The 13,671-nt window shown below is 46.4% G+C and carries 13 protein-coding genes and 1 pseudogene; 2 read left to right on the plus strand and 12 right to left on the minus strand.

Annotated features, from left to right (window positions below; translation table 11 throughout):
- Window positions 1-10 precede the first annotated feature (10 nt).
- From TA_RS07260 to TA_RS07285, 6 genes are all read right to left on the minus strand, one after another.
- Complete coding sequence (locus TA_RS07260; protein ID WP_048162430.1) at window positions 11-952, minus strand: alpha/beta hydrolase; 942 nt, start codon at window positions 950-952, stop codon at window positions 11-13.
- A gap of 137 nt (window positions 953-1,089) precedes the next feature.
- A complete protein-coding gene (locus TA_RS07265; protein WP_241761834.1) occupies window positions 1,090-3,378 on the minus strand; it encodes a thermopsin in 2,289 nt (762 codons plus the stop codon).
- A gap of 79 nt (window positions 3,379-3,457) precedes the next feature.
- A complete protein-coding gene (locus TA_RS07270; RefSeq protein WP_010901809.1) occupies window positions 3,458-4,837 on the minus strand; it encodes an MFS transporter in 1,380 nt (459 codons plus the stop codon).
- Window positions 4,838-4,988: 151 nt separating this feature from the next.
- Window positions 4,989-6,359 (minus strand): MFS transporter, encoded by a 1,371-nt coding sequence (locus tag TA_RS07275; RefSeq protein ID WP_010901810.1) that lies wholly within the window; start codon window positions 6,357-6,359, stop codon window positions 4,989-4,991.
- Window positions 6,360-6,458: 99 nt separating this feature from the next.
- The gene (locus TA_RS07280) at window positions 6,459-7,544 is read right to left on the minus strand and encodes an MFS transporter (RefSeq protein WP_162053271.1); all 1,086 of its coding nucleotides are present in this window, start codon (window positions 7,542-7,544) and stop codon (window positions 6,459-6,461) included.
- Between the two features lie 180 nt (window positions 7,545-7,724).
- Window positions 7,725-8,435, minus strand: a complete 711-nt coding sequence (locus TA_RS07285; RefSeq protein ID WP_277770708.1) for a flagellin — start codon at window positions 8,433-8,435, stop codon at window positions 7,725-7,727.
- A gap of 153 nt (window positions 8,436-8,588) precedes the next feature.
- Between TA_RS07285 and TA_RS08040 the strand changes: the two are divergent.
- Both TA_RS08040 and TA_RS07300 read left to right on the plus strand, forming a co-directional pair.
- Window positions 8,589-9,422 (plus strand): annotated as a pseudogene (locus TA_RS08040) (IS481-like element ISTvo3 family transposase).
- Window positions 9,419-9,964, plus strand: coding sequence for an NTP transferase domain-containing protein (locus TA_RS07300; RefSeq protein ID WP_048162126.1), 546 nt, complete (start codon window positions 9,419-9,421; stop codon window positions 9,962-9,964). Before TA_RS08040 ends, TA_RS07300 begins: the two are co-directional and overlap by 4 nt.
- Here the strand turns inward: TA_RS07300 and TA_RS07305 are convergent.
- The 6 genes from TA_RS07305 to TA_RS07330 all read right to left on the minus strand — a co-directional run bounded on the left by TA_RS07305 (window position 9,949) and on the right by TA_RS07330 (window position 13,582).
- Window positions 9,949-10,683 carry an ABC transporter ATP-binding protein gene (locus tag TA_RS07305; RefSeq protein WP_010901815.1) on the minus strand — a complete coding sequence of 245 codons (735 nt, stop codon included), beginning with the start codon at window positions 10,681-10,683 and terminating at the stop codon, window positions 9,949-9,951. The two genes, TA_RS07300 and TA_RS07305, sit on opposite strands and share 16 nt — an antisense overlap.
- The gene (locus TA_RS07310; RefSeq protein ID WP_241761835.1) at window positions 10,680-11,141 is read right to left on the minus strand and encodes an OsmC family protein; all 462 of its coding nucleotides are present in this window, start codon (window positions 11,139-11,141) and stop codon (window positions 10,680-10,682) included. The genes TA_RS07305 and TA_RS07310 overlap by 4 nt, the downstream gene beginning before the upstream one ends.
- A 135-nt stretch (window positions 11,142-11,276) precedes the next feature.
- The gene (locus TA_RS07315; protein WP_048162148.1) at window positions 11,277-11,774 is read right to left on the minus strand and encodes a DUF1641 domain-containing protein; all 498 of its coding nucleotides are present in this window, start codon (window positions 11,772-11,774) and stop codon (window positions 11,277-11,279) included.
- Between the two features lie 10 nt (window positions 11,775-11,784).
- Window positions 11,785-12,921 (minus strand): NAD(P)/FAD-dependent oxidoreductase, encoded by a 1,137-nt coding sequence (locus tag TA_RS07320; RefSeq protein WP_010901818.1) that lies wholly within the window; start codon window positions 12,919-12,921, stop codon window positions 11,785-11,787.
- 1 nt (window position 12,922) lies between these two features.
- Window positions 12,923-13,159 carry a sulfurtransferase TusA family protein gene (locus TA_RS07325; protein WP_010901577.1) on the minus strand — a complete coding sequence of 79 codons (237 nt, stop codon included), beginning with the start codon at window positions 13,157-13,159 and terminating at the stop codon, window positions 12,923-12,925.
- 9 nt (window positions 13,160-13,168) lie between these two features.
- The gene (locus TA_RS07330; RefSeq protein ID WP_010901578.1) at window positions 13,169-13,582 is read right to left on the minus strand and encodes a DsrE/DsrF/DrsH-like family protein; all 414 of its coding nucleotides are present in this window, start codon (window positions 13,580-13,582) and stop codon (window positions 13,169-13,171) included.
- Window positions 13,583-13,671 lie beyond the last annotated feature (89 nt).

Here is a 13,671-nt window from a genome sequence, read left to right on the forward strand (position 1 = left end):
AATCATGATTCTATTCCTTCACTCTCAACGCATCATAGAGATAGGGCAGGGAAACGAGATAACGTTCAGAATTGCCGAAATGCCCACCATGGAACTCCTCGTAATGATGCTCTATTCCACCTTCCAGGAGCTTATTATGAAGAGATCTGGATCCTATGTATAGTCTGTATTCATCGGAATCTCCTACATCCAAATACACGGCATCCAATTTTTTCAGAGCATCAAGATTCTGCTTTACATTTTTAACGGGATCAAGCTGTTTCCATCTTGACCACACATTTTCCTTTATTTCACCGGTATTCTCATCGAAGGGAAGATCAAAACCGCTTGGATCGTTCAGGTCTGGGGAATAGAATGCAGAGCTTCCGAAGACATTGAGCGCTCTCATTTCCTCATCTGTAGGCCTCTTCGACAGCAGATGTTCTATAAGTTCGCTTTTCTTGTATTTCTGCAGCATATTGTATGTGTACGCGAAATCATCTGCGTACAGGTAAAAGAAGCAGCTATCACCAAAATGGTCGGCAAAACCGTTTATAACTTCGGGATGCCTGACAGCGAGGGTATAGGATCCGAAACCACCTGATGACTTGCCAAATAATGCTGTCTTTCCTGTCCTGTACCTTTCTCTGAGGTACGGTACAATCTCAGTTATTATGAAATCCTCGTAGTTGCCTACGGCGGGTGAATTTATGTACTGATTAATGTTATATTTTGTCGAAAAGTTCGGATTCGCTATTACAGCTTTGAGACCTTGGGAGAACAGCTTTTCAACTATATTGGCAAATTTGTTGTGCAGTCTCGGCTTCCAATTGGTTCCGGCAAGTTCTATCATCAGCGGATAGGAATCCGTCATACTGTCCGGTGTGTATACAAGTATCTGCCTTCGAAACTCGTCCCCTAAATAGTTGTCCCTCAGTGCATCGCTTTCAAAGTTTATGATCTCCGTGTTCATCTTCGGGTAGCTATCCATTTCACATATATATTCATGCATACAATTCACGAACGTGATCGTATCAGTATCCAGCAAATGGCAGAATTAAAATTCAGTAAAATAATATAAAATCAAAAGTTATAAAATTTTTTAAAGCTTCAGAAGAACATATATTCTCTGAAGAGATAGAACGGGAATCCATGAACCAGGGGTACATAGTCTCCACCGTAATAGATCAGGCCGTTATCGTTGTAAGGTATCGTGCCATTGAAGTTCCACCAGTAGTTTCCTCCCTGATAGAATGTCCCTATTATGCTTCCAGAGAGCGTGAAGCCGTTAAAGCTGTGCGCTATAAAAGCCGGCTGCAGGCTTATATTCCATTCGTCGATGTACAATGCAGGTAATCCTGTGTATATGCTATAATCCGGGCTGTACGCAGTTATATAGACCTTGAACTCGTTGTTGTACACCAGGTTTCCACTGCTGTACATAGATACGCCGAATGGTGCACCATTGGTGTTGATGTACTCGAACTCCTTCGTCTTCGTTATCGGGCTTTGTAGGAAGTAGTTGCCCCATACCACGTTGTTCGATCCGCCGAAGACCAGAAGCGAGGAATCCATAGAGTAGAATGTGTTCGATCCTATCAGATCATGGGTGGAGTTCCACATGATTACGTTTGCATCCGGAAATCCGCTCAGGAAATATGCAAACCAGCCCGATATGAACTGATCTTTCCACAGCGAGAGATTTGACGTGTTGTAGAATTCAAATGGCAGGTAGTTGTATGTTGGAAGTTTGAGATTCTTCAGGATCTGAACCTGGTAGCCTGCATACTGCATATAAAATGAAGGCATTGAGATCAGGTTTACCGATGCGTTGGTGTTGGCTATCATGACGCCGGGGAATACGGGGAATACGAAATCATTGAATTCATCGAAGAGCGGATTTATAGGCATGTACTGCTGGTTCTCAACTACATACGGGTTCGCAGAGGATCCAGTTCCAGATACGGATATATTGGCAAGCTGCTGATTGTTAAAGGCGAAGAGTGGTGTGTAGATGCCCATGGTCGGATCCTTAAGCAGGCTTATCACTGTATCGGATCCGAGATATCCAGATGCTGGCGCATAGTAACTCATCAGCGCCTCATATGCATACGTACCTTCCGGCAGGGTGAAGCTGAAATGGCCAGACGCCGATGTTGGTACCCAGGCTGCAGTGGAGAGATTCATCTCGTCTGGAGATGCGAAGATGAAGGCATTGCTTGGGCTTATGCTTCCGGAGAAGTGTTCCATGTTATTCACAGAGCTCATGTTCCACATTCCATATATGAAGGAAGGCCCTGCAGTTAGCTTTGCGTAGTATCCGTCCGGTCCATGAGACCATGATACGGCGACGCCTTCACTGGTCTCGCCTGTATCCGCAGCTATGTCGAAGGCAGATGGCACAGTCTGATACGTACCTGTTGTCGAATTGAGATAGTACAGATGCATAGTGGCATTGATACTGTAAATAGAAGTTGTGCTGCCACCACCAGGGCCGCCTATCATCACCTCTGCATCGTTAATCAGATAACCCGTGGCATCGTATCCGTAACCATCTATCTGGTATTCTGGCTGGGGGGCCCTGTATCCTGGATGCCCTGTGGAGTTGAATATCACGGTATCATAACTACCGGAATACACCTTTCCAGAAGTGAAAACGCTGTAATTGAAGTATACTGCTGAATTTCCGTTTATGACCGTTGAATTCAGATATAGATCCACGGTGAACGGATAGGTAACGTTGAACGTCGGCCCGATATCGTAATAGAATACATATGGTACCAGTATACCATTTCCATGAAGCGCATTCGTCGTCATGTTGAAGGCCGGGCTTGAGAAGTTCCATACGTTGTCTATGAAGGTGATCTGATGCGTCCTTGCTGAATAGAATACAACATTCTGGGTCCAGAACGAGTAAGATGAGTTACCGAGTATGGATACGTTGGTTAGCACAGAGTTCAGCTGTATAGTTACGGAATGGGGCCCATCATTGAGCAGATAGAAGTCGCTGAGATTGTCAATTGTTACGCTCGCTTCTGTGCTTGTGAAGTTTATCTCGTATGGTAATGTCTGTCCGTTTAAGTACTTCAGGCCTATGTCGCCTATGCCCATGGGAGCGGGCGTTGTGGCGTATGTTGGTGACACTGTATTGCCTTTATGCACGATCCTCTGCGCATTGAAGTCAGGCAGATACGCATACTTTGGGCTTATGCCGCGCGATTCCAATTTCTGCATGACGGAACTGTACATCTGCGATTGCTGCGTGGCATTAACATATGATGATGCCTGCACCGCGGGCGTTGTGGCATGTACTGGCGCTGCTGAGACCGCAAAAAACAGCGTTGTAATAAAGATCAACGTTACAAGAACAACAATACTCTTCTTGATATCTGTCATCATGAAACCATGAAACAATGATTTAAAACTTTTTTGCTACGCTGAAATATATTTTATTTTTATCCCATAAGAATGCTGGATCTTATCCGGGGATCTCCGCTTTGGATTCTATTGATTCTCGCTTCGAACGCAGAAAACCAACTATTGGTATTATGGCAAGCACGGAAAGCAAAGACACCGTTATGAGATAGTATGATGTGCTCGCAGAAAGGTTAGCTCCGAACGCGGTTATGATGATCGATGAGGATTTCACATGCGAAAATGCAGAAACAAATATTGGAAAGACGGAGATGCCGAGTATCAACGACATGTTCCTGAGCGTGAAGAGCGAACTGTTAGCTATTCCCCTGAATTTCGGGCCTGCAGCATCCACCACCATTGTTGTTGATGGAGCCCAGAACAGCGAACCTCCGAAACCGGCTATGAAGAGGTAAATGGGTATAAGGGTCATCGTGTATGCGACCATGAATATGCCAAATGCCTGCATGACCAGGCCGATGACGAGGAGGTGTGCTCCTTTGCCGGTCCTGTCGAAGAGAAATCCGCTTACTGGGTTGGCTATCATAGATGCCAGCGGGTATGTGAAGAGGTAGAGCGAAGCTGAAAGCGATGACATGCCCCTGGATATCTGCAGATAAAGGCTCAGTGCATAGAGAACACCAAAGAATGAAAGTGCCTGAAGAGTCGATGATATCGAGACCCTTACGTAGTTCCTGTTTTTCAGGAGAACGGACGGAATTATGGGGTTTCTTCTCTGCGCCATAATGAAGAATGGGAATATGATGGCAGAGGCCACGAGGAAGTACACGTTTATGAAAGATATGCCCACGGTTAGCGGCAGCAGAAAAGCTATCAGCCCTATGAGCGGAATGGGGTCGTACTTCTGCGCATTCTCCTTGGGATAATGCGGTATCCTTGCCAGGCCAAGTATTGCTGCGATTATTCCTATTGGCACGTTTATCAGGAATACGTACCTCCAGTCATAGAGTACGAGGTATCCGCCAAGAACTGGGCCAACCAGAGTCCCTATTGCCCATGATATTGAGTTTATGCCCACTGCCCTTCCCCTTTCCTGCGGCGGAAAGGCGTCAAGAAGTATTGGTATGCCAACCGCGCTCAGGAATCCAGCCCCTATGCCCTCTATGAACCTGAAGATGATGGCCATGATGACATTGCTTGATAACGCTATGACTAGCGATGACAGCGCAAATATAACAAAGCCTATCAGGTAAAGTTGCTTCTTCCCTATCTTGCGCATTATGTCAGCGCTCGGTATCATGAATATCGTGGCCGATATTATGTACGCAACGACGATCCATGTGAGATAGGATACCGAGGATGAGAAATAGTGGCCCATAGCCGGCAGCGCAAGAAACACTATGGTGGAGTCTATGGCGGCCATCAGCGAACCCAGCGTGGTTATCGATAATACAAAATACTTCCTTGAGTAATCAATAGTCATTATAAATTAGGAATTGCTGAATATTATAAATAGTTTTGTTATCAAACTTTCCTCTTGAAACTAAACAGCATTTCAATGATACAGAATCTCATATGGCATATTACAGAGAAAATTTGAGGCATACGATCAAAAAAAAGATATTAGAATGAATTTAGGCCGAAATAGCTTCCAGTGTCCTGTTGGATGTCTTTGGCCCTAACATAGCCAGTATGCCGGCGATAAGCCCTGTGATAGCAATGAACCTGAAACCGAAAGCGAAGGAGTAAGAAGCAACAAGAACCGGCAGTAACAGTGCCCCGAACGCACCACCCACATGTCCAATGCCATCTGTCAATGCAAAACCGGAGGATCTTGCCCTTGTTGGATAATTTTCAGCCGTGTAAGTGTATGCAACCTGGAGGTACATGCCCAGTGCCATAGAAGCGAGGAAAGATCCAGCAAAGATGAATGCACTTATCTTAGCAGAGAAAAGCATGAGGCCGATAAACCATACAACCGTATCTGCAAATATGACGTACTTACGTTCGAATCTGTCAGCAGAAACAACCATTATGGCTGCACCCACTGGATATCCAATTGCACCCACAGCCAGATATAGTATTGACGAAGAGATGGAAAAGCCTGCTGAAGCAAGAATGGCCGCCGAATCCCCAAGGAAAGCATAATTTCCAATATACCAGAAGAACCACATCACTACAAGCAACCCAAGCCTTGTCGAATAAGGTCTCCTGAAAAGATAGAGAGTTGGAAACTTTGGCTCCTCTAAAACCACCTCTTCTGGTTTCGGGTCTGGCAGCTTTCCTATCTTCTTGACGGCTGTAGCTTCCATCATTTCCAGTACTTTCCTGGCCTTTTCCAGATTATGGGCCTTTGCTGCCAGCCACCTTGGCGATTCCGGCAATTCAAACCTCAATATCAGGGCAATGAAGGCTATGACGGCCCCGATACCGAACAGATAGCGCCAGCCATTGTAATATACCGGCACCAGTGATAGGCCAACAAAAGGAGTTATCGCTTGACCCAAGATACCTATCAAGAACGTATAGACTGTGATCTTCCCTCTTATGGAAGGTGGAGCGAACTCGCTCACATAACTTGAAACGAGATTAAGATCTGCCCCTAGACCTAGACCAGTTATAAACCTGAATATGGTGAGTTCTGGAACGTTCACAGATATGGCGTCCCCAAAAGAGCCAAGCGCAGTTAGCCCCATCGTAAGGATCATCGATCTGTATCGACCATAAATATCTGCCAATGATCCTATTATGTATGATCCAATCCCATAGCCAATGAGGCCAACGGATAAGGCTATGAAAAGACTTAATGACGTACCTATATCAAACTGCTTGGCTATGGCGGGCATTGCAAGTCCAATATCAGATATATCGTAGAATGTGAAGAAATAGCCTATGCCTATTATGGCAAGAAAGGCCGTCGGAAGGGACCACACAGGTATCCTGTTGGCTCTGGCTATTATGTCTTTTACCTGATCTTCATCAGATAGCTGTTTAGTTTCAGCCATATATGTATATGAAGTATTATATATATAAATTTTTCTTGGAATTATAATAATTTTTATAATAAATTAATACCATTTTAATATCATATATTAGAATCGCATTCAGGTGATTCCATATTTAGCGAGATAGAAGACAGATGTCAGCACTAAAGCCATAGAAATTACAGAGACGGCAACCATACCTATAGCGAATGATCCATAAACCGAATACGAATATCCCATTATTGCCGGCGATATCATCCCGCCGCTCTGAGAACTGAGGTTCAGTATTGAACTGGAAGAAGACAGGCTAGCGTCACTTGATGAGACATCAGATGCCATGGACATGGACGGACCAGCATAGAACCCATATAGGAGACCAAGCATTGCAGATAGAAAAATGGCTATCCTGAAGTTCACGTACAGAATCGCCAGCATAAAAATAGCTATGGCCAATACGGGAAGGGCCGCAAGAAGTAACCTGCCATTTCTTATTCTTGCTGAAGCAGCACCGCCCAGAGGCGATGACACTATTCCAAGGAAAGCGGGTATCCAAGAATAGAAGAATATTTGATTCTCTGGAACTTTGAAGTCATAAACCAGTATTGAAGAGAACATAGCAAGGAAGCCGATATAGGCAAATCCTGCTGAAAATCGCAAAATAGCAGGAAACAGTATTTTTCTGGAAATTCCAATTCTTTTTCCTGTTGATTTTGGGTCGCTAATAAATATTATATTTAAAATGGCGGTGATCGCAAGCATAGGGATCACCACCAGAAACGGCATGAATTTAGAAATCCCATATGATGAGATAATGAAATACTCTCCAATCGATGCTCCTATGAAAAATCCAGATTGATATATGCCCAGTGCAGTAGATCTTTTGGATCTGCTACTCCATTTCTGAACAAGAGAAGCGTCAGAGACATATATTAAAGCAGAGACCGATCCCAAGGCAAGCTGTATGAGAAATACCGCCATGTATATATCGATCAAAAAATACAGAAGCGAAAATAGTATTGTGAGAATGGCAAATGAGATCTTGTTTACAACCGCTGTTCCGAAAATATCAGAAAGTACCCCTCCAGGAATCTGAAAAACGGTGTATCCGATCCAATACGCCGTTATCAGGAGCGATCCTTGAAATAGATCGACCTTCATGGAGCTTATTATAAATGGTAACAGGACAGGTACTGAAAATCGAACCATAGCATTTAGAATGAACGATATGGTGGATAATGGAATTATTACTGTATTCGAATACTTCGCAGGATAGATCCGATCGTCCATTACAGTTGACTAATCCTTCTCCCTTCTTAAAATATTCTGGATATAAAGTGCACTAACCATCTGGCGTACACTTTATTTGTCTCAGCCAGCAATAGGCCTTCAGGTTATCTCAATGGACTTCGTTGAGAAAGCCGTCGGCGCATTGAAATCTATTAACGCTGGAGATCCAACCTCCGGCGTTATCTGTCCGCTGACTGCTGAACCTTGCGTTATGTTGGTGCCGAATGTGTTCGTCACGTTCACTATGAGTGCAGCAACGTCTCCCGTTTCAAGCACTGGATACAGGTTTGTCATGGAGTGCGATGGATCCGCTTCAACAAGTATGCCGAAGTTCGTTGGATTCTTGTGGGAGGCAGAGAGTTCCGACCACACTGGTGCGGAGAATATGTTAGCAGATCCTGTACCTGCTATATCGTAGAATATGCTCGTATTGTAAACGAGGACAGCAGTGGTTCCGCCTACTGACAGCGTTATTGTCGTGTTCGAAAGATCAACCGAAGACCCTCCTGAGTTTATGGTTACGAATATTGCAAGATAGGAAATACCACCGGCCTCAGGCGGATTGGCATAGTCATAGCCCAGTATCTGGGTTATGACCACGCCCGAGGCTACCTGTTGTATGGTGGTTGTTCCGGTGCTAGATGCCTTTTGCTGCAGTATCCCTGCCGTGTGTATGAGCACGGATGCGGCAACAGCAGCAACTAAGATCATCGCGATAAAGACAATCAGTACGCCTATACCCGATTCTGACTTCGAATCGTCAGTCTGGAATATTTTCCTTAGCTTCTTCAATGATTTAAGTATGGGCATCTGCTTCACTGTGTACATATGTATGTTAGTGGATAGGTATTTAATGATCCACGATTGAATTGCGAAATTGCGCATGGCCATGCACAGGAAAATGACGTGTATCCTACATAGGCTTCTGCAAAAAAGTGCCTTATCCCAACCATGGTTGTAAATTTGACCTACATGTTAAACACCGAGGATAGGAAGTTCATAATAGATAGCGTGAAAAAGGGATACAAGGTCACGGAACTCGCAAGGATGTTCAACGTGACGCCAAGGAGGATACAGCAGATCCTGCACGAAAGCGAGATGCCAGAGAGCGCGAAGGATTCGGAACTGACCGATGAGGAAAAGAAGTTCATAGACGATCTCTGGGACAGGTACAGGATAGGTTCGAGAACGATATACTACCTTCTCAGGAGCAAGGGCCTGAACGTGTCGTACTACAAGATATACAACTACATGAAGATGAAGAGGATGGTCCAGATCAAGGACAACGCACTGATAGTCAACGGGAAGAAGGCCGAGCCTCCGCTTTCCACAGTGCTGCTTGACTACCACCAGAAGAACTTCAACGACCAGTATGCCATATTCTGCGTTGACATGACCACAAAGAAGATACTGTCTTACGCAGAATCGGTGAAGATAACAAGCGATGTTGTTTCTGGAGTTCTGTAGGGCCTGAACGTCACCGGAAAGATAAAGAGGCTGATGATAAGAAGCGGTGTTCTAAGCCTCATATACAACTCGTCGAACCTTGGATACATAGCTAGGAAGAAGGGGATATCCGAGGTGATAACGGACAAGGGGAGCTCCAAGGTACACCTATCCCTTTCCAAGCTGTGGCAGAACTACGACAGGTACAGGTGGACATTCAACAGCCTGGAGGAATTCGTGAACTGGTACAACGAGAGGCCGGTGACCAGGTTCGAGGACAGGATAGCTTCCCCGGACCAGATATTCGAAGAGTATATCAAGAAGTACGATATGAACGCAGGGGAAAGTTGATCTGCCTGATCATGGCCGGCGGCCTTGGGTCCAGGATGAACCGCCCGGAAAAGGCCCTGATCGAGGTTCACGGAGAAGCCCTCGTGGATCGCACGATTAGATGCATGAACGGCATCTGTTCCGACATATATGCCCTCATAGATCCCTCCATGGAGAGGCTGCAGGGAAAATTGAGATCCGTGAACGTGAAGGTCCTTGCCAAGCGCAGGGGCGGCTACATAGAGGATCTGAACCACGCCATGCATTCCATTGGAAAATTTCCTATCCTCGTCATACCCGGCGATATATTCATTTTTAACTGTAGCGCGTTTCTCGACGCTGTCCGCAGGGGAATGCTTGCTGAAGCCAATGTTGTATCGTTCACGGATGCCGGGCAGTACACCGGCATATCCATATTCAATGCCCAGTCCGGATCATATCAGGACATTGATCTCAACGGTTCGGTGGCAAACATAAATACCCCGGAGGATCTCAGGGCAGTCATTGAAAGGCTGAGGACTTCGGAAAAGCTTGATGGATCGGCGGGTCACGCAGATGGATAGAACCGGACACCCTCAGCCGATTCGTACCTTCCAAATTTCACGCTGAAAACATCGTAGAGCGTGCTTTCGTTGATTATCTTCTTAGGGTCTCCCTGGTAAAGTATTTCTCCAGAACGCATCAGTATCACGTTGTCGCACTCGTTGTACAGGAAGTTTATGTCGTGCGACACTATGACTATCGTCTTTCCCTCCTCCCTGAACCTCCTTATTATGGACATGACCTTGACCGCCTTATCTATGTCCAGGAATGTCATTGGCTCATCCAGGAGGATGTATTTCGTGTTCTGGTACATGGCCGCGGCAAACATCACGATGCGCTTTTCTCCGCCACTGAGCGTTGAGAACTCGCGCTGCGAGAGGTGGGCGATCCCGCAGACCTCCAGGCACTCATCCACGCTCGGGCCGGGGGAACGCCTGCTGTAGCCGGATAGAGAAACGATGTCACGAACGGTGAAGTTCATCGGCACTGGCTGTTCCTGGTGGACAACCGATACCAGCGCTGCAATCTGCTTAGGGCTCATGGTCGATACATCCTTGCCATCGATGTATATCGCACCTTCAGATGGCTTCAGGAATCCGTACATGGCCTTCAGTATCGTGGTTTTTCCTGATCCGTTAAGACCGCCTATTCCATTGACCGCATTCTCGACTATGGAAAACGAAAGGCCGTTGATCCTGAACGTCTTCCGGTCTATGGATACACGTTCGGCTTCTATCATGCTTCCTCTTCCAGCTTTATCTCCTCCACGTCCACGGAATCGTCTACGGTCTTTCCATTTATCTCAAGGCTGTAGAGGACAGGGACGCCGCCCCTTTCAACTGTTATCGAAACAGAGCAGTACTTCTTCAGTGAGAGGTGTATGGCCTTCCTGGCCTTATCCGCATCCACATTTCCCTCGAATATGTACTTTATATGGGCGTATTTGAGTATTCTGGGATGTTCATCGCGTTTCTCGCCGGATATCTCGCACCTGTACGATGTGAACTCCTGGCGCATCTTCTTCAGTATGGATAGGACATCATCGCTAGTGCAGGATCCAATAGCAAGCAGGAGCAATTCCGTAGGAGCATGGCGCTCATCTTTCCTGTCCTGTGAAAAGTATATCCTTACCTTGTCTTTTCCATCATCGGAATCGAAACCCTCACCTGGAACATAGTGAAAAGATACTTTCATCATCAGGCTAAAAAAACTCGGTATAAAAGATTGTTGATACATAGCATTAGCTGTGCACTTGATATCTTATTTCAATAGGGCCATAATATTTCTATTATGGAAATAGATAGTTAGTTTATAATTTACAAAATAAAAAGATTATTGTACTTTTTTAACTGAAGACACCACGACCTTCAGGGCATTTATCAGCCCGGTTATGAAGGCCGAAACGTCAGGATCCTTCAGCAGTGCCATCAGTTTAAGCGCGGACAGTGGCTGCGGGTTCTTTACACCGTTGACGAACTCCTCCGTCACTCCAGGCAGGTTGAAGGATATGGCCTTCACCAGATCGGACGTCCTCTCCTCACCGAGGCCGTAAAGAAGGCCCATCATGCTGTTTCCGACCTTCAGCAGCGCCTCGGTCAGCTCCTTCTCCGTGAAGAACTTTGCAAGGAACTCGATATCGGTAGGAGCGTAGTCCTTGGCTATGCCCATAAAGACGTCGATGATCCCTGCCTCCTTCATCTTGGAAAGGAGGTCCATGAATGCCACTATCGTGTCTTTGTTCTCCACTATCTTGTTCAGGAGCGCCTCTATGTCGTCCTGATCCTCTGCTGGCTGCATATTTCCCTGAACCTCTTCTTGCTTCTCCACCATGTCCATCACCTCACGCTACTCCCCTCAGCATGCTGCTGAAGAACGTGTCACCAGACTGCCACTTCAGGAAGTAGTCAAGCTTGCTGTCATAGTTTGCCCTTGGCGGCTTATTGTAGTTGAAGTACAGGGTGAGCCCCTTCTCATATCCCGTGACCGTTGTGCATGCAACGTCGCCCTCGTAAAGCTCGTTGTAAACATTTCCTGAGGTTTCTGCAGCGATCCTGTTGGACAGGTAAAGAGCCTCGAAGTGGGCCGTTGCACCAGCCTTTGACACTGGCAGATTCGTGGCGTCGCCTATCGCGAAGACGTTGTCGTAGTCCTTATAGTTCAGCTTGTACTTGTCCACGTCTATGTAGCCGCTCTCGTCTGCCAGGCCGGAATCCGTGATCACCTTCTGGCCCCTGTGCGGAGGTATCAGCACGAGAAGATCGTAGTTTATGCTCTCTCCTTCCAGAGACTGTATCTTCTTGTTCTTCGGATCGATGGACTCAACGTTGAAGAGCGTGTGCGTTATTATGCCGCGCTCCTCCATCCTCTTGGCGACAAAGTCAGCGACGTTCGGTATGGTGAAGACGCGGTTGAGCGGATAGATATAGTGTATCTCCGTCTTGTCCTTTAGGCCGTGGAAGTTGAGGTACTCCTCAAGCAGGAATGTGAACTCATACGGTGCCGGAGGGCACATTATCGGTATGCTTGCCTGCCCTATGACGACCTTGCCGCCCTTGAAGCCTTTGATCTCCTTCTGCAGTTCCAGGGCATGCGGCAGATCGTAGAAGTGCTTCGCGCTTTCAGCGTATCCGGGTACATCCTCAGGCGTGAACCTGTCGCCAGTTGCTATTATAAGGTAATCGTAGTCCAGGTTCCTGCCGCCTGTGGTCTGAACGCTGTGATCCGCAACGTCTATCCTTGAAACGGTATCCCTGATATAATTTACACCGTAGTTGAAGAGAAATTCTGTTGGCTTCACGCTCTTCTTGTAATCCACCATGTTGAAGGATATGTGAACTCCGTCCGGCTTGAAGTAATGATCCTTGGAGTTACCAACAACGGTTATGTCCACATCGCGCCTGTCCGTGTGGAACCTGAGCTTGTTTGCCATTATAGTTCCGGCATCCCCGTCACCGACGATAAGGACTCTGGTAACCATATCACTTCACCTTCTTCATCACTATCTCGTAGTATCCGTTCCTGTCGAACACGCCCACGAGCTCCTGTCCTGACTTCTGTATCCATGCAGGCGCGTCCTTCTTTGTTCCTGCATCCGTGGAGTACACGGATATTACCTCTCCGACTTTTGCCTGCTTGTACGCCTTTATGAGCTCCATAAGCGGTCCCGGGCAGTAGCTGCCCCTTGCATCTATCACACGATCCGGTTTCACATCCATAGCATCACCTCATATGAATATGGTTGTGTACGATTCCTCCGTCATGGAGACGAACTCGCCGACGCCGATGATGTCCTCGATGATGGGATCTAGGTCATCCTTCTTTATGTCCATGACGTCTGCCATGAGCGCACAGCCGTACACATGAACGTTGCCAACCTCCTTTGCGTTCCTGATCATCTCTATGCCGCTCTGTATGTGCTTCTCAGCCATCTTCTTCATGACGAAGCTGCTTATCTCCGATCCATCGTAGCTCAGCTTGTTGACCGTATCGTCATGCTTCCTGAACTTCATGAGCGCCCAGAACGTAACGAAGATGTTGACGTCAACGCCGTTCGCAACAGCACCGGATGTTATGACGCCAGCAGCGGCTATCTTATCTATTGTTCCGGAGGCCAGAACAATCGACATGGTCTTTGACATACGTATCGTAACGTAATTATTGGAAGATTAATAAAACTTTGTCAATAATTTATAACGATAACGGAAATTAATTATGCGTCTAAAATTGA

The organism is Thermoplasma acidophilum DSM 1728, from assembly GCF_000195915.1.
GTDB lineage: Archaea > Thermoplasmatota > Thermoplasmata > Thermoplasmatales > Thermoplasmataceae > Thermoplasma > Thermoplasma acidophilum.

Excerpts from the sequence above, each read along its gene's own strand:
- TA_RS07260 (WP_048162430.1), bottom strand. The coding sequence starts at position 952 with ATGAACACGGAGATCATAAACTTTGAAAGCGATGCACTGAGGGACAAC.
- TA_RS07265 (WP_241761834.1), bottom strand. The coding sequence starts at position 3,378 with ATGATGACAGATATCAAGAAGAGTATTGTTGTTCTTGTAACGTTGATC.
- TA_RS07270 (WP_010901809.1), bottom strand. The coding sequence starts at position 4,837 with ATGACTATTGATTACTCAAGGAAGTATTTTGTATTATCGATAACCACG.
- TA_RS07275 (WP_010901810.1), bottom strand. The coding sequence starts at position 6,359 with ATGGCTGAAACTAAACAGCTATCTGATGAAGATCAGGTAAAAGACATA.
- TA_RS07280 (WP_162053271.1), bottom strand. The coding sequence starts at position 7,544 with ATGGTTCGATTTTCAGTACCTGTCCTGTTACCATTTATAATAAGCTCC.
- TA_RS07285 (WP_277770708.1), bottom strand. The coding sequence starts at position 8,435 with ATGCCCATACTTAAATCATTGAAGAAGCTAAGGAAAATATTCCAGACT.
- TA_RS07305 (WP_010901815.1), bottom strand. The coding sequence starts at position 10,683 with ATGATAGAAGCCGAACGTGTATCCATAGACCGGAAGACGTTCAGGATC.
- TA_RS07310 (WP_241761835.1), bottom strand. The coding sequence starts at position 11,141 with ATGATGAAAGTATCTTTTCACTATGTTCCAGGTGAGGGTTTCGATTCC.
- TA_RS07315 (WP_048162148.1), bottom strand. The coding sequence starts at position 11,774 with ATGGTGGAGAAGCAAGAAGAGGTTCAGGGAAATATGCAGCCAGCAGAG.
- TA_RS07320 (WP_010901818.1), bottom strand. The coding sequence starts at position 12,921 with ATGGTTACCAGAGTCCTTATCGTCGGTGACGGGGATGCCGGAACTATA.
- TA_RS07325 (WP_010901577.1), bottom strand. The coding sequence starts at position 13,159 with ATGGATGTGAAACCGGATCGTGTGATAGATGCAAGGGGCAGCTACTGC.
- TA_RS07330 (WP_010901578.1), bottom strand. The coding sequence starts at position 13,582 with ATGTCAAAGACCATGTCGATTGTTCTGGCCTCCGGAACAATAGATAAG.